Below are 25899 nucleotides of genomic sequence, written 5' to 3'. Positions count from 1 at the left end.
GTCTTCTTTCCTACTTTAGCCGATCCGCTTATCCCTTAACCGAGCCTAACGTGATTCCTTTAATAAAGCTTCGCTGCAGCAGCAGGAAGAAAATAATCATGGGAACAGCCGCCAAGGATGCTCCAGCCATTGCATAGCCATAATTCACGTTGTTCTCCGAATACGTAATCGTCGAAATGCCAAGTGGAAGCGTTAGCTTTTCCTTGGACTGCAATATAATAAGCTGCCACAAATAATCATTCCAGGTGTGCATAAATGCGAAGATGGACAGTGCCCCAAGTGCTGGAAGTAGCAGCGGAAGCACAATGGTTGCAAACATTCGGATTTCCCCAGACCCATCGATTCTGGCCGATTCTATAATTTCATCAGGAATTGATTTGGCGAACTGCCGTACAATGAACACCCCGAACGGGAAGGCGATCGCTGGTAGAATAACTCCCAAGTAACTGTCGATCAACCCAAGCTCCCTGCAAATAATGTACAAGGGGACGAGTGTGACTTGAGTCGGCATCATCATCGTCGCAATCACTACAATGAACAATACTTTATCGCCAGGAAACTTTTTCTTGGCATAAGCATATCCCGCCATTGCCGAGAAAATAACAACAAAAACGACGGTTACCAAGCTTGTGAACACACTATTAAACACCCAAAGCGGTGCAGGAGTCGTGGAGAAAATATGCTCGTAATTGACAATCTTAAGCTGGTTCGGAAACCATTCGGGAGGAGTTGCCCAGATCGATACTTGGGATTTAAAAGAGCCTGTAAACATCCAATATAACGGAAAAATAAAAACGATCGAAATGATCAAAAGAAAAGCGTACCTGGAGACAACATGTAATTTCATCCGCTTCATATCTCCTCTATCAAGTCTGCGCTGATGGATTTAATCCAGTTTTGTTTTCATGAGTCGGAATTGCAGCAGCGAGATAATCAAAATTATAAAAAACAGGATAACGCTTTGAGCTGACGCTTTACCGAATTCCAAAGATACGAACGCCGTCCGGTAAATGGTGTACACAAGCGATTCCGTTCCATGAAACGGGCCGCCCCCTGTAATTAAATGGATAACAACGAAAATTTGGAACACACTAATTGTCGAAGTGATCACGATTAATAGCGTCGTATGTGAAATCATCGGAAGTGTAATGCTGAAAAACGTTCTCAGCGCACCTGCCCCGTCAATTTCAGCGGCCTCGTATAGATCCTTTGGCACGCCGTCCATCCCCGACAAATACAGGATGATTGGCTGACCTACCATCCAGGTGACAACGATACCGGAAAGCGCCAAAATCGCGCTTAATTGTCCTGAAAACACATCGACTGAACCGAAGCCAAGTACCTCGGAGAAATACTTGATGATGCCAAAGCTAGGATTGTACATCCAGGCCCACACCAACGATAACACGACCGGCGTACTAACGACTGGCAAATAAAATATAAGCCGAAAAAAGCTTTTGGAAACCTTATGGAATCCCTGCATGAACGCTGCGATGACCAGTGAAATGACGATGACGCAGGGAACGATGATCAGAACAAAATAGAATGTGTTCACGAATGCTTTACGAAACAATTCTTCCCCAAACAAATTGCTATAATTGTCAAATCCAATAAAGACGGAGGAATAAATATCGGCTTCAAAAAAACTTAAGTAAAACGTATAAAACAACGGAAATACTAAAAATACGAATAGAAACAATAAGTTAGGTCCGATAAAAAAGTAACTCCACAGCCATTCGCGAAGCTTCATTTGCAAAACACCTCAGCTATTCCTCATCATGTCGTTAACCGTATAAACATTTTCGTCCCAGTACTGTACGACAGACTAGGACGAAATAATTCTACACCTGTATTCTTACTTCTTAGCTGCCAGTTCGTTCGCATTTTTAACGAAATCGTCTAGCGCCTGCTTCGGGCTCTTCGCCTTCAGGAAGGCTGCTTGCATTTCTGGATAAAACTTTTGTCTTAGCGTTGAGAAGTAGGCTTTGTTTTTACCCAAGTCGACAATTTCCAATTTATTTAACTGCTCAAATACCTCTGCGGCGTCTTTATTCGTAATCTCATAAGTGCCTGATTTACGCGCTGAGATCCCATAAGTTGCCTTATTAATCGCTTTAATGTTCTCCGGTTGGGTCAAGAACTTTACGAACTCGACAGCCATCTTCTTCTTCTCTGGATCGTCCTGTTTAAAGATTGCGTACCCGTTCTCACCTGTAACCGTGATTCGCGGGGTAACCCCTTCTTTCACGACGGGGATAATCCCGAAAGCTTCTACGGACGGATCAACCGCTCCGTTCTTCTTACCTGCTTCCAGATCGCCATAAACTGGGGAAGTGTGATTCAAGATGGCAAGCTTGCCCTGTTTGAAGAGCTCAAAGTTCCCGTTCACATCCATTGTAGCGGTACCCGGAGCAACCAGTCCTTCCTCCTGCAAGCTCAGCATAAAGGAGAGGGCTTCAACACCTTCGGAACTATTGACGGTATATTCCGTGATATCCTTGTTCGCCCACTGGGCTCCTGCGGCAAGCACATTGCTGACCATCAGTTGGTCTGCTTGCTCGTTTTTCGCGAAATAGGCGATGCCATACGTATTTTTGTCAGCTACCTTTTTCAAGGCATCCTTCATTTCATTCCAAGTCCAAGAACGATCCTTAGGTACGGTAACTCCTTTTTTCTCAAAAATGGTTTTATTCAAAAAGACGACCTGTGGAACGCTGCCTAATGGCAGTGCATACAATTTTCCATTGATCGTTCCCATGTTGAGAAAAGCTTCCTTCCAGTCTGCTTTATCATCTTTGACTACATCATCAAGTTCGATCAACACGTCTTTTCGTGCGTGCTTGCTGATCCGGATCGGAATGTTGTCATATAAAATGTCTGGAGGATTGTTCCCCGCTACAGCCACATTCACCTTCTGCTCAATATCTGAGAAAGGAACGGATTCGACTTTAACGGTAACGTTCGGATGAAGCTTTTGAAATTCCTGCGCCTTCTGCTTTTCCCAGTCTCCATAGTTCTTGCTTTCGTAACCTTCTATATCTTTAAATCCCGTGCCTGCCCACATGGTTAGCGTGATCGGCTTAACGTTCCCTCCAGCTTGCGGCTTTGGATCCTGATTCGATGCACAGCCCGCTGCAACACCTGTAATTAATAAAATAGAGAGTCCTTTTTTTACGATCTTTTCCATGTATTCACCCCTATATCTTTTTGGTAACAAACACGCTGATGTGATTTGTTACTTTGATTATAAAGAAAAACGCAGATCAGTTTAACATGCGTAAATTAGCATTTTACAATACAAAATTAACTTCCTTGGAGACAAACCACCTTCGCTCATCCATAAAACGTTAGACACGACTTGGCAGGAACGCAAAAACATCCCTAACCAAAGTGCTGATCTTACAAACCAGCTAGGTTTCGGGATGCTTTTGTCGCTTTACATTTAAAACAAATCGCGATGGATCTTGACGACCAGCTTCACTAAATGCACGCTGCCCTTAGGATGGCAGTTCGGGCGGTGAACTTCCCCTGGCCAAAATATGCTAAAGTCGCCTGGACGGAGCAAGATGCGTGTCTCGTTCTCGACATGCTCAAACAGCGCATAATCGCTCTCTTCCAGCCGATCCTCCACCATTCTGTTGTTCCCAGTGGCAGAAGCAACGCCCTGCCATTCCTCTCCTTCTACCACGAGATGGATGTCCGCATGCTGCGCGTGAATCTCAGCCAGCTTTTCCTCAAAGGTTCCGGTCGTTGGCGACTGCTTCATAACGAACATTCGCTTTCCATCCATCTCGAGCAAAGAAGGCATGTCAGCGACATTAACTTTCGAGATATAGGCGAGAGCGCGCCGCACGGCTTCACCGTACTGCCCCTGGTTTTGCTCCCATTGGCTGATCCTATCAATAATCAAATCGATCCCTCACTTATGGCCTGCTTTCTGTAACGTTTCAGCACTTCACTCTGTGCATAGAACGATTCAATCTGCTCACGCTCTTCTGTAGTAAATTGCTTCAGCGGCTGCCGGACGGTTGGCGTTGCCAAAATGCCTTGAAGATACAACATATACTTCTCATAAGCGATGACATCGAATTGAATCATATGCGCGATTGCCTCGTTGGCTTCCGCCTGCATCGACTGTATAGACGCCATACGAGGTCGATCCTCTGACACGATTAACTCGTACATTTGAGCGAATAATCCGGGCATCATGTTGAATGTGCTGCCGATGGCGCCGTTCGCACCTGCATATGCACCTGCCGAATACACTTCATCATGTCCATTAAATATGAGAAAATCTTGACCGCACCTAGCGCGGATTTGCTGCATTTCAAACAAATTAAGCGATGTAAATTTAACACCGATACATTGTGGATTTCGACTCATTTGCTCGTAGAAGTCCATCGACAAGCTGACTCCTGTTGCACCTGGAAAATGATAGACGATCATCGGCAGAGACACTGCCGCCATAATAGCTTCATAATGCTCGCGTATTTCTTTCATTGAAACTTTATAATAAAAAGGAACAACCGCCGATACCGCATCGACACCTTGAAGCTCGGCATGTTTGGCTAGATTAATTGACTCCATCGTACTGATGCAGCCTACATGCGAAATAATTGTCACGCGACCGGCTGCTGCTCGTACAACTACTTCCAACACTTGCTTGCGTTCCTCACTTGTCAAAATAAACCCTTCGCCTGTACTGCCACCTACATAAAATCCATGAATACCTTGTTCGATTTGATGCTCAACCAGACGTGTCAAAGAATCAAAGTCAATCGCACCATTCTCGTACATTGGAGTCAGAAGCGCTGTAAAGATGCCGCGAAACGAATCGCGGTTTTTGATTGGATTGGTCATTGGGTTCGCCCTCTCTCATGCGCTGCGGCGCATCTATAGTTTGTTTGTGATGACTGTATTGTAGCTCGCTGGGCGACAGTGCATAGTTCATTTTTTTATAAAACCTTTCATTTCTTTACGAAAACGAAGCAAGTATAATAGAGCTAGGAGGCGAAACAGCATACCATGTATCCACAATACCTTTTCGAATACCCAAATATCGATTCGGACTTTCCTTTTCATATGAAAAAAAAGAGATACACCTCTGTTCCCTCCCATCGTCACGATTTCATCGAATTTTCATTCGTCTTGGAAGGAAAAGGCATAGAGCGAATTAATGGGACCGAGCATGATCTGCTCCCTGGCACGATCGTGCTCCTGCTTCCTTACCAGATTCACGAATACCGGGCCCATACAGATGAGACGCTGCAGATGTACATCTGCAATTTCGATATGAAGCTGCTCACCGCAGGTCCCGAATCCGCTTGGGGTTTGCATGAGCTTTTACTAGGCAGAGACAACGCTCAACCGGCCTATATTCACTTACAAGGCAAAGCCTATGAGGAAGGACTGCAGCTGTGGGAACGGCTATATCAGGAGCATGAATCATCGCTCGCTTGGAGGCCGATCATGCTCAGAGCACTGCTGCTGGAGGCATTGTCGCTGTTTGTCCGAAACAGTGGTCAACACGACCAGAACCAGACCGAGAAACAGCGTTCTGTATCTTCAAACGGCATTTGGCCGGTTGTGCAGTATGTCTACGACCATTACCTAGATCCATTATCGTTAACGTCATTATCCGAGCGTTTTCATATGCACCCAACTTGGCTAAGTACACAATTTGGAGAAGCACTCGGCATCAATTTTGTTGATTTCCTTCACGAACTTCGAATTCGGCATGCCTGCAGCCTGCTGATTTCCTCCGACCTGCCCATTTCACAGGTCGCATTTGAGTCCGGGTTTTCCTCATATCCCACATTTTCTCGCGCGTTTCTTCGCATTAAAGGGATGACCCCGCGTCAATACCGGGAGCAGCAGGGTCAAGTACGGCATTGAAGCAGTGCTTGACCCTGCATATTGTCCTCTACGACGATTCCGCCGACAATAAGAAATCGTTGAGAGAAAGACCGTTTGGTATGATCATGACGGAGACTGCCGGATTTGCTCACCAAAGTGCCAAACATACGATCGATTTCGCTCATCCAAATCGTGGCGCTGCCGTCTTCGTGTTCCTGCTTCTTCAGACGCCTCAGAAACTTTCGCTCCATTTGGGCCCCCGAGACTACCCTTTATGCCTTCTCTGGGACGCAAAACCCGCTAACTTGCCTTATCTCAGCAGCTTAGAGGTCCTATTCAGACGTCTCGCGCCACTTTCGCTGCATTCGAGCCTCCGAGACAGCCTTTTCTGCCTTCTCACGACGCAAAACCCGCTAACTTGCCTTCTCCCAGCACCTGAGAGGACCTTTTCAGACGTCTCGCGCCACTTTCAATGCATTCGAGCCTCCGAGACAGCCTTTTCTGCCTTCTCAGGACGCAAAACCCGCTAACTTTCCTTCTCTCAGCACCTGAGAGGACCTTTTCAGACGTCTCGCGCCACTTTCGCTGCATGCGAACCTCCGAGAAAGCCTTTTCTGCCTTCTCAGGATTTACATACTACTTTACTTAGAGTATCTGAAAAGAGCATTTTTGGCCTCTCACTCTATGGAGGTTCCAGAGGTATCCTCCGATTTATGCGTTTTCTCACTATCAAGTCACTCCCACGCATTCCCCGCACTTTGCGATGAATACATCCGTTTCCAAGGCATCCCAATAAGAAGAACCAGCTCAGTCTTTGGTTGAGAGTGTTTATAAATGTTGATGCAAAGCAATCTAAACGCGAGAAAAACATAGTTACGTACTTGGGAATAAACCGACACTTGGCCAACGCCCTGCAGGTGTATATCCGATTTCATGGTAAACCTTACGAGGAAGGCTTAAGCCTTCATAATCTCCGGAATCAATTCGTAAGCGATAGACCGCAAACGCTCAGCTTCGAATTCCGGAATACTCCGGTACGGCCAGCGCATTCTGCTGCCCACATCTGACCTTCCGCCGATGACCGACATAAGCTTGTCACAGGCTGCATTACAATAGCCTTGCTCCGTGATGAAAGGAGCGATATAATCCGCCATGAACCCTCGAATCCTCATCTCAATCTCAAGTGCGCGAGGAAGGTCAGAGGTCATTAGGTCGTACCAGCGCTGTGCCCCGAGCGGGTTGAGACAACCAACATTTGAGTAGGCTCCATGAGCACCCTGTGAATAGCCGGTGGCGAGGTAATGGCCCGGAACGAAGATAGAAATACCTTGTGCATACAGCTTCATGGCTTCATACCACGCCGAGTCGCCTCCGGCCAGCTTGATGCCGACTAGACTCGGTACCGCCTGCTTCAGCTTGCCGTATACCTCTGGGACTAATACCCGCTTGGCGTGTGGCGGATTGTACAGCACAAGTCCGATGCCGTCAGCCGCCTCCGCCATCCGCTTCAAACAGTCGATTACTTCGTCGTCTTTAAGTGGAAACCAGTCGGACAGGATCACCTGAATGGCGCCCGGCCGGTACGTCACCGCACGCTTAATCCGTTCCAGGGAGAGCTGCGGGCTCATATGGCTCGCACCGATTTGAAACGGCAAGCCATTACGCTCACATCGGTCTGCCACAAGCTCGCTGATACGGATGTACTCCTCCTCGCTTTGAGTGTAAAACTCTCCAGCCGTTCCGTTTGTGTAAATCCCATTCAGCCCGAGTCCCGCCAAGTAATCGACGACTTGCTCCAATCGGATAAAGTCAATTCGATCATCCTCGTTTACGGGAAGCATCAGAGTTCCCCAGTTTCCTACAATTTCATGTCCAGCCATTGGTTTCATAGGTTTACGCTCCTTCTCTTTGAGAAAAGGCCAACAGCCCATTATGGATGGGCATATTGGCCTTTCCTATTATTCCGCTGCCAGTAAAAAGTCGTCTTCTCGGAGGCTGTACCCCCGGATTTGCCCCTTCGGCGCGTCGTCAACAATGTACTGCACAACGTAGATTTCCCCATCCTCAAACTGCACCCATCCGGAGTAGCCGAGATCGGCCACCGGACTGCGGTCAAAATCGACCGGCAAGATCCGTGTCCACTGATCGCGCCGGTCCTGCGCCTTGGCTGATTCCTGATCCGTCAAAGCAGCAAAGAAATTTTGCGTCCATGTGCCGAGCCATCCCTTACCGCCCTGCATGAACCGATATGTGATAAGCACGCGTCCGCTCTGCAACAAACCGGATATTGGTCGATGGCATCCTGGCAGCGGCATTCGAAACAGACCTATCCAGCTTTCTCCCTGGTCGTAGGATATCGATTTATAACAATCCCAGCCTTCACCGGAGTTTTCCCGCAAAAAGGCCACCAGCGTACCGTCCTCAAGCGGAAGGATACTTACCTCACAAAGCTTCAAACCTTCCTGATACGCAACGAGAACTGGTTCCGACCAATCCTTCCCTTGATTATCGGAATACCGGAGCCGTTGACCGTCGGAGGAGTGGGCCGACAGCAGCCATCAACCCGACGGGAGCTCACAGAGCTTTTCGGGGACTATCCCCTCAAGCGGAGTCTAGATCGGTCCCGTCCAGTTCGTTCCTTCGGCGTTACCGATCCATAAGTCAGGCGTGTAGCGGACCTATTCCCGTGGTGGGTGCATTGTGAGAATACACAAACGAGCTTTCCGCCAACCGTCAACGTCACATCTGGCCATGCCTCATACCAAACATCATCGCGGCTTACTGCAAATTTTAGTATCATTTCTTCTCCATCTTTTCTTGATAACATTAAGGCTTGACTCATTGCTCATTAATAGGATTGGTCATGTTTCACCGATACAACGGCAGTCTTGCTTGTCACATGTCCAGCTTGGTCCGTAACCGTATATTCAATCGTATAGATACGTCCTGTACCGTTCCCATTACGTTCGGCTCGCAGCAAGAAAGTTCGATCATCTGTTCCGTACTCCACATTCTGGATATCACTTTCTTGATCCAACTTTCCTTTCTTGTCGTCCGTTTCGTTACTTGTGATAGAGACAAGCTTAATTTCAGCTACGCCGGATCGTTCATCGATCGCTTGGATGTCCACCTGAATTGGAACCAATTCACCGTTTGGCGGCCATAACTCCGTTTTATCCAGCACCATGTTTAGTCTTGGAGCAATCTTGTCGATACGGAGCGTCATGCTCTTGGAATCTTCGATATTACCCGCCCGGTCCACACTGCGGTACTCCAACAGCTGCGTTCCTTCCTCCGAAACAGTAAACGCTCCCTCGTAAGCTTTCCAGTCCCCGCTGTTCAGCCGATATTCTGTTCGAGCAACTCCGGAAAAATCATCATACACGGAAAGCGTCACTGTTGCATCAGTGGTATACCAGCCGTTCGTACCGTTCGGTTCGCCGGGTTCTACAGCAGCCTGAGTTACCGGTTTCAACTTGTCGATATGCCAATAATGCTTTCGGACGTCCGCTTCATTCATGGCGTATTTGTAAATCTTCAACTCATCCATGTACCCTTTCCAATCACGGTTGGCAACCGTCCCTTTGTCATACCCAACCAACGGGGGAGCACTTGGGTTTGTAACATTCATCGTGGGACTGTCGTATTTGGCGGAAGTGGCAGCCCATTCGCCGTTGACGTAAATTTTATTCACGGATCCGTCTCGGACAACCGTAATGTTCGTCCATACGCCAGTCTTGACGAGTCCGGCTGCTGTGGCAATGCCCACTTCACGCCCGGATGGCAGACCCGCCATATTCATACGGACTGCTCCGGTATTATGCACAGCAAACCACCATTGCGGAACTTTACTGCCTGCCTTGCCATACCAATACAAAACGTGCATGGGCTGAAACAACGCCTCGGGGTTGACCCATACCGAGAATGTAAAGTCATCCGTTCCGGGATGCAAATCCTCCTCGTTCGTAATCTCTACATTGGCCCGGGTACCGTTCAAGTACAACGCATTTCCGTCCAAGCCGGGACGAAGTTCAGCACCGTTATGCATGACCCCGCTATGTCCCTTACCGGTCAAATCCACGATGCCGTTCGCATCCGTTTGATCGAAATCCCAATGCACCAGCGGGTCTGGCGTTGGTCTTGTTCGATCGAGGTGAAGGGTATACTGCCGGACTCTCTGACCGAGCTTCGCCTCGATCGAAATAGCTTGCAAATCACCTAAAAGGATTGATACCGGCTGTCCAGCCGCTACTGGATTACCGTTTACTGTAATGTCGATGTTGGTACCCGACGTTACTGGAGTTAAAGTCAATTGTTCGGTTCCACTGTACAAAGCTAGAGAATATTCCGAGATATCGCCTCGGAACACGGGAGTAAGGCTGCCGTCGGAAAACAGCAAGTTGTCGAGATCCGGTTCTTCCACTTGGAACCATTCGAGATTGAATGTTGCAAACATGATTTTGTCATAGGGTGTGTACTCGCCTCCCTCGAAGAGTAAGGAGACTTTTCCATCCGGCAAAATCGCCAGTGAGGAATAAGCCGAAGGCCCTTTGTAAGCCATCTTGGACGTCGACCACGTTTGCCCATCGTCATTGCTGATTCGAACAGTCATTTTATCCCTACTCACCGTATCTGCTGGGTTCGCGAAAAGTAACATGCGGTTACCCACCCCGTTATCAGCGGGCATATATCGGATGATGCTCGCCTCGCAGATCGGATCAATCAGTGAGTCATCGTAATATATCGGGGACCATGTAGCTCCTTGATCGGGACTGATCGATATTCCCCGCCTTCTTATCTCCTGGTGGCTGGACAATCGGTCGTTGCGCATCAGGGTCCCGTCCGTCAATTCCACGACGGTTGGTTCACCCAAGCCGGGCGGCAGCTTTCCGCTCTCGTACCATGTCACGCCATGATCATCGCTTTGAATGTTTCGATCAATGGCCGGAATCACTAGTCTTCCCTTAGCCGCACCTTGTTGAAGCTGGATACCGATCCCCGGTCCCGTTCCGTCCCATCGGGTGTTCGGAGCCTGCACTTCGCTAAAGCGATTGACCGGCTGCGTCCATGTCGCTCCATCGTCGTCACTGTAGGTGCTCCATATCGTGCGCACGCCACGACTCGTTCCATTCACGATTGTACCGTATGTATCCGGAGCGTAGTTTTGGGTAACGAACAACCATATTCGGCCCGTGCTCTCATCCTGCACCGGCGTTGGGTTGCCGCACGTATCAACCCCAGCGTCGCAAATGATCTGCAGCGGCAGCCACGTTCTGCCTTGATCGAAGCTGCGTTTCAGCACCAGGTCAATATTTCCATTATCAGCAGCGCTGTTTTTGCGTCCTTCGGCAAATGCCAACAGCGTCCCGGTCTGAGTTGTTAAGAGCGAAGGAATGCGAAACGTGTTGTACCCTTCCGTACCCGCTACGTACAAATCCATGTTTTGAAAATAAGGGTCCTTTGCTGGGGAAGCTTCCGCTACTTGACTTTCGCCGATCAATGAGAGCGGAATTTGGACAAGAGCAAACACGAGGATGAAAACGAATAAGTACGATTTTCTCAACATTATTACAAACCCCTTCCTTATAATGTTTAATGGTTGGAATTATCAATTTTTGGAAAAGCGGGCTATCGTGATACGCTCGTATGGTCTCTCTTCGCCACATTCATAGAAACACAACACCGTTCCGTCTTTAGCGATCGCCAAGTCAGAATAAGCAGCAGGTCCTTCGTGAAGCATCCTCTCAATCGTCCAAGAACGACCGCCATCCACACTAGTCTTAACCGTCATGTTGTTTCGCTTTAAGCTGGCCGGATTAGAGAAAAGGATGCCCCCTCGCCCATCTTCGACCACGCTGCCTTGGCATACTGACTCAATCAACGCTTCGTCGAGAGTGATCTCCGACCAAGTAAGGCCTCCGTCGAGACTCCAAGCTGAAGCGCGCCGGTTTTGGCCGTGATAGCTGCGCATGTTCATATATACCGACCCGTCTGGCAATTCCGCGAGTGTGCATTCATTCGTGTTTGGACCAACGATACCGCCAATTTGCCAATTAGCTCCGTGATCGTCACTGTAGATGACATGTGCGGTGTACGGAGCCGACGTACCTGTCTCTGGGTTCAATACAGCGTGATTGCACGGCACAATTAACCGACCGCTTTGCAGCTGCACCGCGTGACACGGACCAGTTGCGTACCATGTCCATTCCGCCCGTTTGACGTCCGCTGTAATATCCTTCGGCTGCGTCCATGTCGCTCCGTCATCGTCACTTTTCATCACAAGCACATCCCTAGCCCTTTTCCCCGCCAAAATATCTTTCTCATGACCATCTCCCGCATTCCGGCAAAGCAGCAGCCAGATCGTGCCCGACTCCCGATCCTGAACCGGGCAAGGATTGCCAATCGTACTCGTGCCGTCGCCCGCGATGACCTGAAACTTCTCCCAAGTATCCCCATTATCTAAACTTCTTCGAAGTGCTACATCGATTTCACCGGCATCGCCAGCCCCGTTTTTTCGTGCCTCGCAGAAGGCTAGCACCGTTCCCTCCCGTGTCACAAGTAAGGACGGAATGCGGAATGTGTGATAACCGTGCTCTCCCGATGTGAATAGGTTTTGTTTATCAAGCACCGAATGCTCTCCTCTCAAAATTAACCTTTAATGGAACCGACCATCATGCCTTTGACGAAATATTTTTGGATAAACGGATACACAAACAAGATGGGAAGTGTACTTATCATCACAACCGCCGATTTTAAAGATGCGGCAGGAGGCGGATCTCGAATGTATTCCACCTGCGTTTCATCTTGTAAGAGTCCAGTTAACAAAATATTGCGCATGATCACTTGAATCGGAAGCAAGCTTTGACTATTAATGTAAATGGAGGCACCGAACCAATCATTCCAATGATGTACGGTGTAAAAGAGTCCAATTGTGGCAATAGCCGGCATGGAGAGCGGAATAATGATTTTCCATAGAATCACCGCCGGAGTTGCGCCGTCTATGATCGCCGATTCCTCCAATTCTTCCGGTAAAGCTAAGAAGAAGTTCCGCATAATAAACAAATTCCACGCGCTGATTAATCCAGGAATAACTAGCACCCACAGTGTATCCTTCAAACCTATTTTATCGATCAGCATATAGGTCGGAATCAGGCCGCCATGAAAAATCATCGTGATAAAAATAATCAGCACAAAAGTGTTGCGGCCAGGAAGCGTTCTTCTCGACAATCCGTATGCCAAAGTCGCAGTAAAAAGCAAATTGAGGAACGTACCGACAGTAATCCGAAAAAACGTCACTTTATAAGCGTTGTAGATGATCATTCCACGGTTCAACAGCATGTCGTAGGCGCCGAAATCGATCTTTTCCGGAATGAGGACGAACGCTCCCCTTCTCATCGATTCTTCGGCACTTATGAACGAAGTCGAAAACACCGCCAAGAAAGGAATCAGAAACAGCAGAGATAATACAGCTAGGATTAAGATATTAAACACATCGAATGTGTGTTCGCCAACGGTAGGTTTGATTGCGCTCATCGACCCGTCACCCCCTACCAGATTCCTGTCTGGTTCATTTTTTTAGCGATATAGTTGGCTCCCAGAATGAGGAACATGGCCAGGACGTTTTTGAACAATCCGACCGCCGTCGCGAAGGAGTAGTCTAACTTCGACAACCCTTCCCGATACACATAGGTGTCGATAATATCCGCCACTTCGTAAACCGCTGGAGAATACAACAGCAGTACCTTCTCGAACCCGGCATTCAGCAAACCGCCGATCGACAGAATGAGTAAGAGAACCATCACTGGAGCAATTCCTGGCAGCGTAATATGCCACGCTTGCCGCGTACGGCCAGCGCCGTCCATCTTCGCCGCCTCATAAAGTCCGGGATCGATCCCTGTCATGGCTGCCAAATACAAAATGCTTCCCCATCCGATCGTCTGCCACACATGTGAAATAATCAAAACACTTCTGAAGTAAATGGGATCCCCTAGAAAATGAATCGGTTCACCGCCGAATTGAACGATGATGGCATTCACCATACCTCCGTCAGTGGACAACACCATCATCGCCAATCCAGCAACGACGACAGTGGAGATGAAGTGCGGCAAATAAGAAATCGTCTGCACGATTCTTTTGTACACCGCATGTCTCAATTCATTCAGAAGCAGTGCTAGAAGGACAGAAGCAGGAAAACCGAACAGCAGCTTATAACCGCTGATCAATAAAGTATTCCGCATCACATTCCAAAAATAATAGGAGTTCCAAAAACGGATGAAATGTTTAAACCCAACCCATTCACTTGTGAAAATTGCGCTTACACCCTCGAATGGGGATATATCCTTAAAAGCGACAATGATACCAAACATAGGGATATAGTCGAAAATCAAAAAATAAAGCATGCCGGGTATGATCAAATAATAATAAAATCGATGCATCTTGATAGCCGACCATAACCTCTTCTTGGCAGCCTGCGGGCGGCTAGAGGATTTTAAAATCGCCGCATTCGTTGATGTCAAAAGCGTTTCCTCCTTTCAGAACGTTCCACGGCAGCCTACACAGGAAACCAATTAGCCGCAAGCCGCCGTATAACGATCTCTTCAGCCGTCTTACTTCTTCTTTTCGTTAAACTGCCGCGTATATTCAGTGATCCACTTGTCAAGCCCTGCCTTATTCAGCTGGTCGATGAATTTATCAAACTCACCGAGTGGTCTTGCCCCCGTCACGAATTTTACCAACTCTTCGTTTCTCAACCGTTCAATATCCCCAAGCGTCGGAATATTTTCCTGCAGCTTTTTCTTGTCGTACATAATCGTGGCGTCTACCGCTATTTTTGCAACATCAAGCTTTAATGCTTCTTTCGTTAAATAATCGGCATGCATTTTCTTTACTGGATCCTGGAACGCATATTTCAACTCCGTCGCCGTGCCCAGAGATACGAAATATTCACCTGCATACTGAAGGTCTTTGCTTTTCAATTCGATATCAAACTTGCTGTCTCCGATATAGCTCCAGTTCGTGCCGAATGCGGCCGTAAGTGAATTAGTTGGAATATCTTGATATTGATGATTAATAAATTTCATGACTGCTTCTGGATTCTTTGCCTTTTTCGTAATCACCATGGAAGCGGTGTTACCCGAGGAAGCTGTCATCAGCTTGCCCTTAGGACCTTGAATTCCCCTGATCATTTCAAAGTTGGCGTCGGCCGGCAGATTCGGTTTAATTTGCGGGAACAACAGCGTAATCCGCGAATACCACATGGACGAAGTGCCTACTCGATTCGTTTTCAGCAATTCCATGGGATCGAACTTGGCGAACGCTTCTTTATAGATATAGCCCTTCTGATACCAATCAGCCAGCTTCGCGACAAAATCTTTGAAACCGGGAGCGAGCTCCACCGGCTTTAGCTTTTGATCCGCGGGATCAACCCAGTTGCTGTTTCCGTGCTCGACGAATCCACCCATGAGAGCGTTCCTAATACCGGCCAAATCCGTCATCATCGGAATCGTATCGTCTTTCCCGTTCCCATCAGGATCCTTTTCTTTAAACGCTTTCAAAACGGCTTCCAATTCATCGATCGTTTGCGGCATTTTCAGATCCAGCTTCTTCAACCAATCCGAACGGATCCAGATCGGATAGTGCACAGCTGGTTCTCCCCTCGGAATGCCCCATATTTTCCCGTCTTTGTCTTTCATATACTCCCAGGCTTTCTCGCCCCATGCCTTCTTGATGTCCTGTCCGTATTTATCCAATAAATCATTAAGCGGAATGATCGCACCTTTCGAGGCATAATCGTCCCAATTTGCTTGGAAAGTATCGACTTCATCGCTGGAACCGCCTAAGAGCAGGTTTAGCTTTTCCTTTGATGCATCCCCACCTTGGGGAGGAATGATGGCAATGGGCTCGATACCCAGCTTTTCCATATACATTTTTTTCATTTCTTCAAGCTTTTCCGGTACACTCCCTTCCGGCTTCTGGTTTAATGCCCCCGTGTTTTGGTAAATGTAGATTTTGGGTATTACCTTCGGTGTGTTCCCTTTTGGAGATTCATTTGCAGTACCCTTAGGGTCAGTGGTGGTGCCACTAGAGCATGCCGCTAGTGTGAATGCGGATAGCAGCACGATTGCGGTAGCGCTGACAACTTTTCTAACCATTCCTGTTCCTCCCTTGTTTTCCTACGATCCCCAGATCCATTCATCCGAACCTTGAGTCTGAGCCAACAATAGCAATGTATGTAAGCGTTTTAAATAGTAATGTTTCTACATTCATACAACAATTTATACATGTCAAAAATTTATAATGTGAATACCGTCCAGCCACCGCAGAACTTGCACAGTAACTGCGGTCGCTCAGGGGCCATATATTTTTTTGTACTCACCGGGCGTTAAACCCATCATATCTTTAAACACTTTGATAAAATAATACGAATTACTGTAGCCGACCTGTTTACTGATCTCGTTGATTTTCAAATCACTTTGGACTAAAAGCTCTTTGCTTCTTTCGATCCTCACTTTTTTTAGAACATCAACAAAAGGTTGACCGGTTATTTGTTTGAAAAGCCGGCTGATGTAGGCCGGGTTCAAATTCAATTCTTCCGCTACTGAATTCAAGGAAATGTCTTGGCTGTAATTCCGTTCGATGATATCAATCACTCTGGTAATATGATGGTTACCTTTTGAGCTCATTTCCCGTTCGATATAAACCGTTGTTAAAAGAATGAGCCTGTGAAACCACTCCCCAATTTTATCCATGGAATCTTGATCAAGAAGCTCCCGGTAAGGGTCCGTTTCGCCACCCAAAACAGCCCTCATATCTGCTCCCAACTGGTTGTATGCATGCATGATTCCCGTTAATAGCTGCATGAAAAGCGGCCTAATCTGATTGTAGTGCAGCTTATTTTTATGCTCATTGATTTTGGAGACAAAGTCGTCGAACGCTTGGAGAGCTTCTTCCGTGCGAGCCGTTTTAAGATGGCCTAGCAGAAGTTCTTCCTTTTGTTTCGGGTAATGAAACCCAGTTTTATTGTCGATACGGATATCGTCGATGGAAATGACATATCCATTCCCATACAAGATCCGATATTTCAATGCTTCTAGTGCATCCTCATAGCCTTGCGGTAAATCCAGAATAGAGCTGCAGACTCTGCCAATTCCGATTGTGCAATAACTCTGCAGCTCCAAATTCACTTCGTCAAGAAGCTGCTGCCCAAGCAGGAATACCTGCTGCTGGTCCATCCCTCCGCGACCCAGCACGATTACGATGATATCTTTTTCGGCATCAACGAGATAAAAGGGGGTTAGGATAACTGGGCTTTGTATGATTTTGTCCATGATCCGGAGCTTGAAGAGCTCATTTGTAATATTCGTAATCATCCCCCTCTCCATCTCTCTGTTACTGTGGCCGTCCAATGAAAGTGCCAGCACAACAAGATCGTCCACATCGATTTCCAAGTCCAAATAGGCTTTCTTACTCCTGATTTCTTCCAAATTCATGGAATGCCGGCGCAGAAGCGAATACTTGAATTGCTCCCGTTGAAAAGGCAGACTTTCTTCAAGCTTTTCCTTGTAGTAGTCTCGGTCATGGATGGCTGACTGCATGAAGATACCTATCGTGCCGATTTCGTCTGTTTGACCCGTTTTCCGCTCCGATTCACCGCCAATCATCGCCTTGAGCCGGGATATCGGTCTGTATAAGCTTCTCGAGGACAAGTAAGCCAATGTTAGTGTAAGAAGAACCAGAACCAAGGCGGATAGAACGATCGTTTGCTTGATCGAAGCTGTCCCTTTGGATAGTGCCTCCATATCCGAAATGTTCACGAAGGTCCACCCCAATAAAGGAGATGCGGAATGGCTGATCAGCTTTTTAGCACCCTTCAGATCTTTCACAAATGAACCTGATTTCCCAACAATATCTTTTTCCTCCAGTAAAATAAGGCTCAGTTTCTGATGCATGCTAGCTGGATTGCTGTGAAATAGAATTTTCCCAGATGATGAAACAACGTAAATATCATCCTGATGGTTCAGCTTGTTAATAATTTCATTATAAATAACAGAAGCATCCAGATTGATGATAAAGGCATTGTTGTCTTTATTCGTTTTATAGATAATGGATAGCAAGTTTTTTTCTTTTGAAGCATACGCTTTGGTGATTCGGGTATCCATAAACACGTAATATTCTTTCGATTCAATTAACGTGTTGTACCAGTCCCTATCATAGAAATCATCAAGATCAAATTGCCGGTTGGAGCCGCTATTGTCCGAAGTGATAACAAGGCTTTTACTGCTGTCATAGTAATAGACGGAATCCACAAATTCATTGGATATTCGGAAGGTATTAATCGTAGAGATGGAATTGGTTTTGGCTGCCAAATATCCGTACAGGGAAGGCAGGTCCTCTTTGCCAAGCTCTCCCTGCAGGTCTTCGTAATAGCTGCCGTTCGGAAACTTTTCAAACTCTACGAAGGATTGGTTCAGTGCAAGCAGATTGGAATTCTCCTTGATTCGTTTCAATACAATTTCGATGGCATTGCGTGTTTGGTTCAAATATTGCTGCTTCGTTTTCCCTGTTTCTTCTTCGAAGGTTTTGGAAACTTTGTAATACGCGACTACGTCGGAGAGCAGATTTGGAATGATGGCAATCAAAGCCGTAGTCATAATCAATTTGATGAAAAATGTGTTTCTCATCCTCTTGTTCAACCAAGCAAAACGGCTGTTAGTATAGAACATGTCGTTTCTGCCCCCTTTAACTATTTAACGTATGCAATCGCTTGCAATTTCGGATGTAGCACAACGATTGTGCTGTAACTGCCATATTCAAACACAACCTTGCGGTCAGCAGCGATCAAATGTCATTATCTTGGATAGGATCTCTTGACAATAATGGTCAACATTACGTAATTTTCTCATTCATGAATTTGAAATTCGAAAGAGCCAGACAATTGTCCAGCTCTTATTATTTCTATAAATGGAATTATTGATTATACAACCTCTGAATTTCCTTGGAGCTTAAAGCCCTGTCATACACACGTACTTCATCCAGCATACCATCCCAGTAACGTGTGGTTCCATTTTTGTCCTTACCGATGGCAAGACCATTTGATGTACTAGATACATCTGGTACGTTGCTGGTATATATACCCTTATTTTCTACGCCATTCACATAGATCCTAATGATCAGATCTTCACGGGTCACAGCAATGTGCGTCCAAGTTCCAACCGACAGTGCGGCAGTATCCGTTACCACATAATTTCCGGTAGGCGCTGATGTGCCATCAAGTTGGAAAGCAACTTTACCCGATTCCATGCGTACCCACCATGAAGGTACTGCAGTACCCACATCACCATACCAGAAAATGAACCTGTTTCCAGATATGGTATCGGTTTTCACCCACGCAGACGCAGTAAAATCACCTTTACCAAACTGCAGACTATTTTTGTTGCCTGCATCTACATAATCATTGGTTGCATCAAATGTTAGCCCGTTGTTTAGCTTACCCACAGTCCAAACCGAGCCATTGTACACGGTTCCCGTATTTCCATTACCTGATGAATCTGACGCCGAGGTGCCGCTTGTTTCATCGAATTTCCAGTATCCAACAGGACCTGATCCAGGCAATTCTGTGTAAAGCTTTGTGGATTCTATGTGAGCATTTACGGCATCCGTACTTGTGCCTAAAACCCAGTACTGCAGTGTATCACTATAGATGCCGGACTGCATAGCGAATTTGCTCTGGAATACACCGTCCATAAATACTTCGGCATAACCGTTATTCACCCTTACTTTCCATAAATGCCAATTACTATTCAATGTCACAGCTTTTACTCGCGTCCAAACACCGTAATTCGTTATTGCATAGATACCATCTGACCTGAAGTCCAGCATCAGCCTGTATTTCCCATCACCAATCTTAGTCCCTAAGGATGCAGGATACGGACTCCCCCCTATAGCTCCATTGCTGAAATCATCTACTTTCGCCTTGAATTCAAGCGTATACGACCCCGGAATACTGATATCCGTCCTGTTCACAGACGTATTGGTACTTGTATTGCTAGACAATTTCAGCTGTCCCGCAGGGCTGATTATAGCGCTGCCAGCTGTAGTCCAGCCGGACATGCTGTTCCACTGCTCATCGAGATTTACCGTGGCGACATCCCATGTAACAGGCACATCTGTATACAGTTTTGAGTATTCGACATGTGCATTTACTGCATCCGTGCTAGTACCTAGAACCCAGTGCTGCAAAACATCGCTATAGTTGCCAGACTGCATGGCGAATTTACCCTGAGATACTCCGTCCATGAATACTTCGGCGACACCATGATTCACAATTACTTTCCATGTATACCAGCTGTTATTTAGCGTCACTGCTTTTATTTGCGTCCAGACACCATAATTGGTTATTGCGTAGATTCCGTCCGTCCTGAAATCCAGCATCAGCCTATATTTCCCATCCCCTATCTTGGTCGCCAAGGATGCAGGAAATGGGCTGACCCCTATGGCTCCATTGCTGAAATCATCTACTTTAGCCTTGAATTCAAGCGTATAGGACCCCGGAATACTGATATCCGTCCTATTAACAGAAGAAGTGGTACTACTATTACTAGACAAGCTCAGCTGCCCCACTGGGCTGATTGCAGCGTTTCCAGCTGTTGTCCAGGCCGAAAGGCTGCTCCATTGCTCATCCACATTCACTGTAGGTATTGGAGGATACAGTGGAGAAGGTCCTGATAACGGATCAAGACTCTGTTCGCCGTCGGTTAGCCATTCCAAGTTAAACCTTGCTAAAACCATATAATGATATTTGAGAGTGCCATTCCATTTTTCATAATAGCAATAGATCGTCTGTTTATCATTGCTGACTGCAAGATCTGAATAGGCAGCACCTGTCGGGCTTATTACTTTGGAATAGGTCCAGTTATCTCCCTCATCCATGGACATCTTAACCGTCAAATTGGATCTATCGCTAGGGTTATTTGTATTGGTAAATAAAAGCCTGTTGTTATAGTATTCGTGTTGATCTGTAAAACGTAAAATGCTTCCATAATCATTCGGGTCATTCAATTCATTGTCCAAAACGGGAGTAGACCACCCGCTGTTCCCGTTTAGACTTGTTGCAACAGATCGCAACGGGGAGACCTTTGTACTATTTCTCATATTGAGCATAACTGAACCGTTATAAAGCTGTACGGATGTTGTCTCATTGGGACTAGGTATATCCGGAGTGTCCCAGATGATTTCACCTCTATTCCATGTAACCCCACCGTCATCGCTGTAAATAGTGGAAACAACTCCGGGTGCATGGGATGTGTTTAAAGTAAGCCAGACAGGTACAAGCAACCTTCCATTATTTAGTTGAATCCCATGTCCGGGACCCGTGGCGAATGCTGCCCAATTTAGCTCTGATTTAAACTGGTTGAATACAGAGGTTATTTCCACAGGACTCGACCATGTGGCACCGTTATCCGTACTCTTCCTGTAATAGGCCTGATTATATTCCTTGCAGTATAGGAAGTGCACCGTGCCGCTGTTCTTTTCTGCGATCATGACAGGATTGTTGATTGTATTAGCTGTAGACACACCATCCACCAGCTTGACTCTGGACTGCCAGGTATTTCCGCCATCAACACTTCTTCTCATGTAAATGTCAATATCTGCCCAGTCCGATGTCGTCTTCCTTGCTTCCGTGTAAGTGATAACGGTACCATTACCGGTAACAACTACACCTGGTATTCTGTACTGGGCATATCCATCAACTGTCGATTCAAATAGAATGGTTTCATCATAAAAGGGTGCTGCAGCCTTTGCCACATTTCCCGAATGGAAGGGGACAACGGATGCTAATAGGAAAAATGCACATAACAGTGTAAGAATTTTAACTGTTTTTCCTTTTAATATACGTATATGACGGTTCGTCATATCATCACTCTCCTGTTTAGGCTCAACTTCAAAATCAATTCTTAAAACCCACCCCCTTTCTTATTCAGCTTAATCGACCGGAAAATGTGATTATTCACCCTTCACAAATATCAATGTTTAACAACAGCAGTTGCTATAGCTGTGGATTGATTCCCAGCTGCATCGCTTATGGTATAAGTAATTGTATAGATTCTCCCATTCCCTTTGCCTGAACGTTCTGCGCGAAGCTCAAAATCGGTATCTAACGTACCAAAATCAGCTCCTAGGATATCGTGTGGAGTATCCCCATCACCTAATCCATTGTCTGGCTCATTACTAGTAATGGATTGAAGAATAATAAATAGCGTTCCCGGATTATTATCTTCAGATGTTAGTGCGGCATGGATCGGCACCAATTTATGATTAGGTAGATTTAGCTCATTTTGATCCAGTGTAATCTTTAAAGTTGGAGCAATACGATCAATGTTACTCACGGAAGTTGTAACTGAACCTGTGTTACCCGCTGCATCCATAAATTCAAATGTGAAGCTTCCGTTCTCGCTAAACACATAGCTGTCAGATCCACCGTTGTTTATAATGGTTACCGGCTCGCTAGGGGTAATGGTTGCCACAACGTCTTGGTTTGTTGGATTGACATTGCTATAGCTTACAGAAGCCGTTGGAGCAACGATATCAATCAGGACCAACGCCGTAATTGCAGCCTGCAGATCCAATTGAGCCTGATCCATCCCTCCTTGTGTAATTCCATCGCTGTCCAATTGAGCTTCTGCTGCTGTCAGGGCAGCTTGCAAGTTTGCCCAGCTTTGAGAGGTATAAATGGCTTCATTTAAAGCTTTTGCTTCCGTTATTTTTGCATCTAAAGCGATCGAATCTACAGACAACTGTGATGCAAGCGCCTGTATTTCGGCTGCACTCAGTCCGTAGTTGTACATACGGATTTCATCCATTTTACCGTGCCATCCGCGATCACCGGACTTTGCTCTGCCAATATACAAGTTAGTCTCGGGCCCTCTTGAAATATTAAGCGGAGTTGAGCCTTTTCTGGTTTTCCTAACCCCATCTACATAAATCTCCATTACTCCATTTTTCCTTTGGGTTACTATATGCTGCCACACGCCAGCTTTTATGGGAGCATCAGATGTTGCTGCGTTAATTTCACTACCGATGCCATTAGGTTTATTGCCGGTTGAAAACTCTAGATTTGCTGTTCCTGTAGCAGCATTTAACTTTGTGCGGACCCACCATTGGCTGATATCGCTTGCGCTGCGCCCATACCAAAAAAGTACATGCTGCCCATTCCCACTGTTTACATCATCTGCATGTATCCAAGTGGATACAGAAAAATCTCCTGTACCAAACTTGGTAGCATCTATACCTGCAATATCAAGAAGCTCTTTATTCTGAATGGTTGTTCCCGTTGGCGAGTCATCAAATTTAAGAGCTTTGCCTATATACCCTTGTTCGTATTCAACACCCCTGAATGTAGTAGCAGTACTATTTCCAAATCCGGATGAATCATATATACCGTTGCTGACAGACTTCTCGAACTTCCAGTTGGTTACCAATCGTTTCTTAGCAACCCTTAGCGTATAGGTGTTCGATTGACCATTTGCAGTAACTGTAACCAAAATTTCTGCAGAATCCCCTGGGAGGGGAACTTCAAAAGCTTCACCGCTGTTAGCAGGTTGACCGTTAATGGTGATCGTCGAGCTGCTGTTCGGGAAAGCAATAGGATTAATCAGGATACTAGAAAGGCTCGCATCCACCCTGACATCATAGGCGTATATTTCACTTATAAAAGAGGGTGCAAAATCAGCTCCAGATATCGCTATATGATTCAGCTGCGCCATTGGCGGTGGGGATGTAAGCCAATCCAATCCGAACTTTTTGACAGTCAAATACTTGTACGGTTCTCTCTCATAAAAAACATAGATGGATTTATCAGGTCCCACAGCAATATCCGAATATGCCGCTCCTCCCAGTTGAAGAAGCCTTGAGTATTTCCATGTCTGCCCTTCATCTTCACTCATGCGAAGGGTGAGATGCTCTCTGGCTGTTTCACTGTTATCATTTACAAACAGGATACGATTCTTATCACCGGCCTCGCCTGCTTCACCAGCCTTAGAGTAACGAACAATGCTGCCAAAGCATAACGGGTCAACTAACTCATCATCAAAGACCGGCGTAGACCAATTGCTGATTCCATCCGGACTTATCGAAACCGCTCTCCGATTACCGGAATCGTTATTTCGCATGTTGATCATCACGCTTCCGTCAGCAAGCTGAACGAGCGCTGATTCATTCGGATTCGATAATTCAGGGCTATTCGCAGCCACTATTTCACCTATATGCCATGAAACACCATAATCGTCACTATAAATGGTAGAAACCACGGAAGGGCTATGAGTTGTAGGGTTTGCCGCCCCTCCGTTTGCCATCCAAACTGAAGCCAGCAGCCGTCCATTATCAAGTTGTATGCCATGTCCGGGACCGACTGCAATGACCCGCCAATCATAGGTTGATTCATGAAAAGCACCGGTGATCTCAACCGGAGCAGATGATCCTGGATCCAATGGATTGGTCCAGGTTAAGCCGCCATCGGTACTTTTCAGATGGTACGTCTGTGCATATTCTTTGCTGAATAGGAAATGCACCGTATTACTATTTCTTTCTGCAATCATGACTGGATTATTCATTGTGTTCTGGGTAGATATACCATCAACAAGCTTGGATGGTGCACTCCAGGTTTGGCCATTATCCGTACTTCTGACCATAAGGATGTCAATATCCGCCCAGTCAGAAGTCGTCTTTCTTGCCTCGCAGTAAGCAATTAGCGTTCCGTCTTGTGTGACAACAATTCCCGGAATTCTAAAAATTTCATAATACTGTCCGCCAATCGTCGTTTTCTGAGTAAACAAATCTGCCATGGTTGCCTCATTTTCAGTGTTCACCGAAGCATCAACCTTTGTTGGAACAACAAACATGATTTGCGTAAAAAGCATACACATCATTACAATCATGCAGACACTCTTATTCAAAGTAATTTTACGCATTTTTTCCTCCTTTTACTTTCCTATTATTCCGCTGCCAGCAAAAAGTCGTCCTCACGGAGGCTGTATCCCCGGATTTGCCCCTTAGGCGCATCATCCACAATATATTGCACGATATAGATTTCCCCATCCTCAAACTGTACCCATCCGGAGTAGCCGAGATCAGCCACCGGACTGCGGTCAAAATCAACCGGCAAGATCCGTGTCCATTGATCGCGCCGTTCCTGTGCCTTGGCCGATTCCTGATCCGACAAAGCAGCAAAGAAATTTTGCGTCCATGTACCAAGCCACCCCTTCCCGCCCTGCATGAACCGGTAGGTGATTAGGACGCGTCCGCTCTGCAATAGACCGGATACAGGGCGATGGCATCCCGGCAGCGGCATCCGAAATAGCCCGCTCCAACTTTCTCCCTGATCGTAGGATATCGATTTATAACAATCCCAGCCTTCACCGGAGTTTTCCCGTAAAAAGGCTACTAATGTACCGTCTTCTAGTGGAAGGATACTCACTTCACACAACTTCAGTCCATCCTGTGCAGCAACCAGCACTGGCTCCGACCAATCCTTCCCTTGATTATCGGAATACCGGAGCCATTGTCCGTCAGAGGAGTGGGCCGACAATAGCCATCGACCCGACGGGAGCTCACAGAGCTTGTCGGGAACGATGCCCTCGAGCGGGGTTTCGATTGGTCCCGTCCAATTCATCCCTTCAGCGTCGCCGATCCATAAGTAATTACGGCCGCCTCCTTCCCGTTCCTTCGTTATTTGGTCCGCGACAATGATAAGCCGTCCATCACGGAGCCGTGATATGCGGGCACAGTTCCAATACGGCCGGCCGTTTGTCAGTTCGGTGAATGGCCTCTTGTTCCCCCAGGTTCTTCCCCGATCCGTGCTCTCTGTGATCATCAAGCGTGTGGCCGACCGGTTCCCATGGTGGGTGCATTGCGAGAATACGCAAACAAGCTTTCCGCCAACTGTCAATGTCACATCCGGCCATGCCTCATACCACTCATCATCGCGGCTTACTGCAAATTTTTGTATCACCGTTTCTCCATCCTCTCTTTGTTAAAGAAGAAGCCAGA

At 46.6% G+C, this 25899-nt stretch carries 18 protein-coding genes; 1 reads left to right on the top strand and 17 read right to left on the bottom strand.

Annotation, left to right across the window (positions count from 1 at the left end; all coding sequences use genetic code 11):
- Positions 1 to 28 precede the first annotated feature (28 nt).
- The 5 genes from QFZ80_RS13530 to QFZ80_RS13510 form a co-directional block, all read right to left on the bottom strand.
- On the bottom strand, positions 29 to 847 hold the full coding sequence (locus tag QFZ80_RS13530; protein WP_307546158.1) for a carbohydrate ABC transporter permease: 819 nt from the start codon (positions 845 to 847) through the stop codon (positions 29 to 31).
- Positions 848 to 886: 39 nt separating this feature from the next.
- Positions 887 to 1750: a carbohydrate ABC transporter permease gene (locus QFZ80_RS13525; RefSeq protein WP_307546159.1), complete on the bottom strand. Its 864-nt coding sequence runs from the start codon at positions 1748 to 1750 to the stop codon at positions 887 to 889.
- A gap of 105 nt (positions 1751 to 1855) precedes the next feature.
- Positions 1856 to 3187: an ABC transporter substrate-binding protein gene (locus QFZ80_RS13520; protein ID WP_307559346.1), complete on the bottom strand. Its 1332-nt coding sequence runs from the start codon at positions 3185 to 3187 to the stop codon at positions 1856 to 1858.
- Between the two features lie 255 nt (positions 3188 to 3442).
- Complete coding sequence (locus QFZ80_RS13515) at positions 3443 to 3910, bottom strand: NanQ anomerase/TabA/YiaL family protein (RefSeq protein ID WP_307546161.1); 468 nt, start codon at positions 3908 to 3910, stop codon at positions 3443 to 3445.
- A complete protein-coding gene (locus QFZ80_RS13510; protein ID WP_307546162.1) occupies positions 3907 to 4860 on the bottom strand; it encodes an N-acetylneuraminate lyase in 954 nt (317 codons plus the stop codon). Before QFZ80_RS13510 ends, QFZ80_RS13515 begins: the two co-directional genes overlap by 4 nt.
- Positions 4861 to 5025: 165 nt before the next feature.
- On the opposite strand from QFZ80_RS13510, the gene QFZ80_RS13505 reads away from it, so the two are divergent.
- Positions 5026 to 5895 (top strand): AraC family transcriptional regulator, encoded by an 870-nt coding sequence (locus QFZ80_RS13505; protein ID WP_307546163.1) that lies wholly within the window; start codon positions 5026 to 5028, stop codon positions 5893 to 5895.
- Here the strand turns inward: QFZ80_RS13505 and QFZ80_RS13500 are convergent.
- From QFZ80_RS13500 to QFZ80_RS13445, 12 genes are all read right to left on the bottom strand, one after another.
- Positions 5880 to 6107, bottom strand: a complete 228-nt coding sequence (locus QFZ80_RS13500) for a hypothetical protein (protein WP_307559344.1) — start codon at positions 6105 to 6107, stop codon at positions 5880 to 5882. The genes QFZ80_RS13505 and QFZ80_RS13500 overlap by 16 nt on opposite strands.
- Positions 6108 to 6812: 705 nt before the next feature.
- On the bottom strand, positions 6813 to 7745 hold the full coding sequence (locus tag QFZ80_RS13495) for a dihydrodipicolinate synthase family protein (RefSeq protein WP_307559342.1): 933 nt from the start codon (positions 7743 to 7745) through the stop codon (positions 6813 to 6815).
- A 69-nt stretch (positions 7746 to 7814) separates the two neighbouring features.
- Entirely contained in the window at positions 7815 to 8312 is a 498-nt protein-coding gene (locus QFZ80_RS13490; protein ID WP_307559340.1) for a sialidase family protein, read from the bottom strand.
- Between the two features lie 392 nt (positions 8313 to 8704).
- A complete protein-coding gene (locus QFZ80_RS13485; protein WP_307559338.1) occupies positions 8705 to 11422 on the bottom strand; it encodes an exo-alpha-sialidase in 2718 nt (905 codons plus the stop codon).
- A 42-nt stretch (positions 11423 to 11464) separates the two neighbouring features.
- Entirely contained in the window at positions 11465 to 12484 is a 1020-nt protein-coding gene (locus QFZ80_RS13480; RefSeq protein WP_307559336.1) for a sialidase family protein, read from the bottom strand.
- 20 nt (positions 12485 to 12504) lie between these two features.
- Positions 12505 to 13389, bottom strand: a complete 885-nt coding sequence (locus QFZ80_RS13475) for a carbohydrate ABC transporter permease (RefSeq protein ID WP_307546168.1) — start codon at positions 13387 to 13389, stop codon at positions 12505 to 12507.
- A 14-nt stretch (positions 13390 to 13403) separates the two neighbouring features.
- Positions 13404 to 14372: an ABC transporter permease gene (locus tag QFZ80_RS13470; RefSeq protein ID WP_307546169.1), complete on the bottom strand. Its 969-nt coding sequence runs from the start codon at positions 14370 to 14372 to the stop codon at positions 13404 to 13406.
- Positions 14373 to 14462: 90 nt separating this feature from the next.
- Positions 14463 to 16007: an extracellular solute-binding protein gene (locus QFZ80_RS13465; RefSeq protein WP_307559334.1), complete on the bottom strand. Its 1545-nt coding sequence runs from the start codon at positions 16005 to 16007 to the stop codon at positions 14463 to 14465.
- A gap of 195 nt (positions 16008 to 16202) precedes the next feature.
- Positions 16203 to 18578 (bottom strand): helix-turn-helix domain-containing protein, encoded by a 2376-nt coding sequence (locus tag QFZ80_RS13460; protein WP_307559332.1) that lies wholly within the window; start codon positions 18576 to 18578, stop codon positions 16203 to 16205.
- Between the two features lie 244 nt (positions 18579 to 18822).
- Positions 18823 to 21768 carry a sialidase family protein gene (locus QFZ80_RS13455; protein WP_307559330.1) on the bottom strand — a complete coding sequence of 982 codons (2946 nt, stop codon included), beginning with the start codon at positions 21766 to 21768 and terminating at the stop codon, positions 18823 to 18825.
- A gap of 110 nt (positions 21769 to 21878) precedes the next feature.
- Positions 21879 to 24821: an exo-alpha-sialidase gene (locus QFZ80_RS13450; protein ID WP_307559328.1), complete on the bottom strand. Its 2943-nt coding sequence runs from the start codon at positions 24819 to 24821 to the stop codon at positions 21879 to 21881.
- 23 nt (positions 24822 to 24844) lie between these two features.
- Positions 24845 to 25861 (bottom strand): sialidase family protein, encoded by a 1017-nt coding sequence (locus tag QFZ80_RS13445; protein WP_307559326.1) that lies wholly within the window; start codon positions 25859 to 25861, stop codon positions 24845 to 24847.
- Positions 25862 to 25899: the final 38 nt, after the last annotated feature.

The sequence above is a fragment of the Paenibacillus sp. V4I7 genome, assembly GCF_030817275.1.
In the GTDB taxonomy this organism is placed as follows: Bacteria; Bacillota; Bacilli; order Paenibacillales; family NBRC-103111; genus Paenibacillus_E.
Note: the sequence above shows the minus strand (reverse complement) of the source record. Positions and strands in the feature narration are given on the sequence as shown.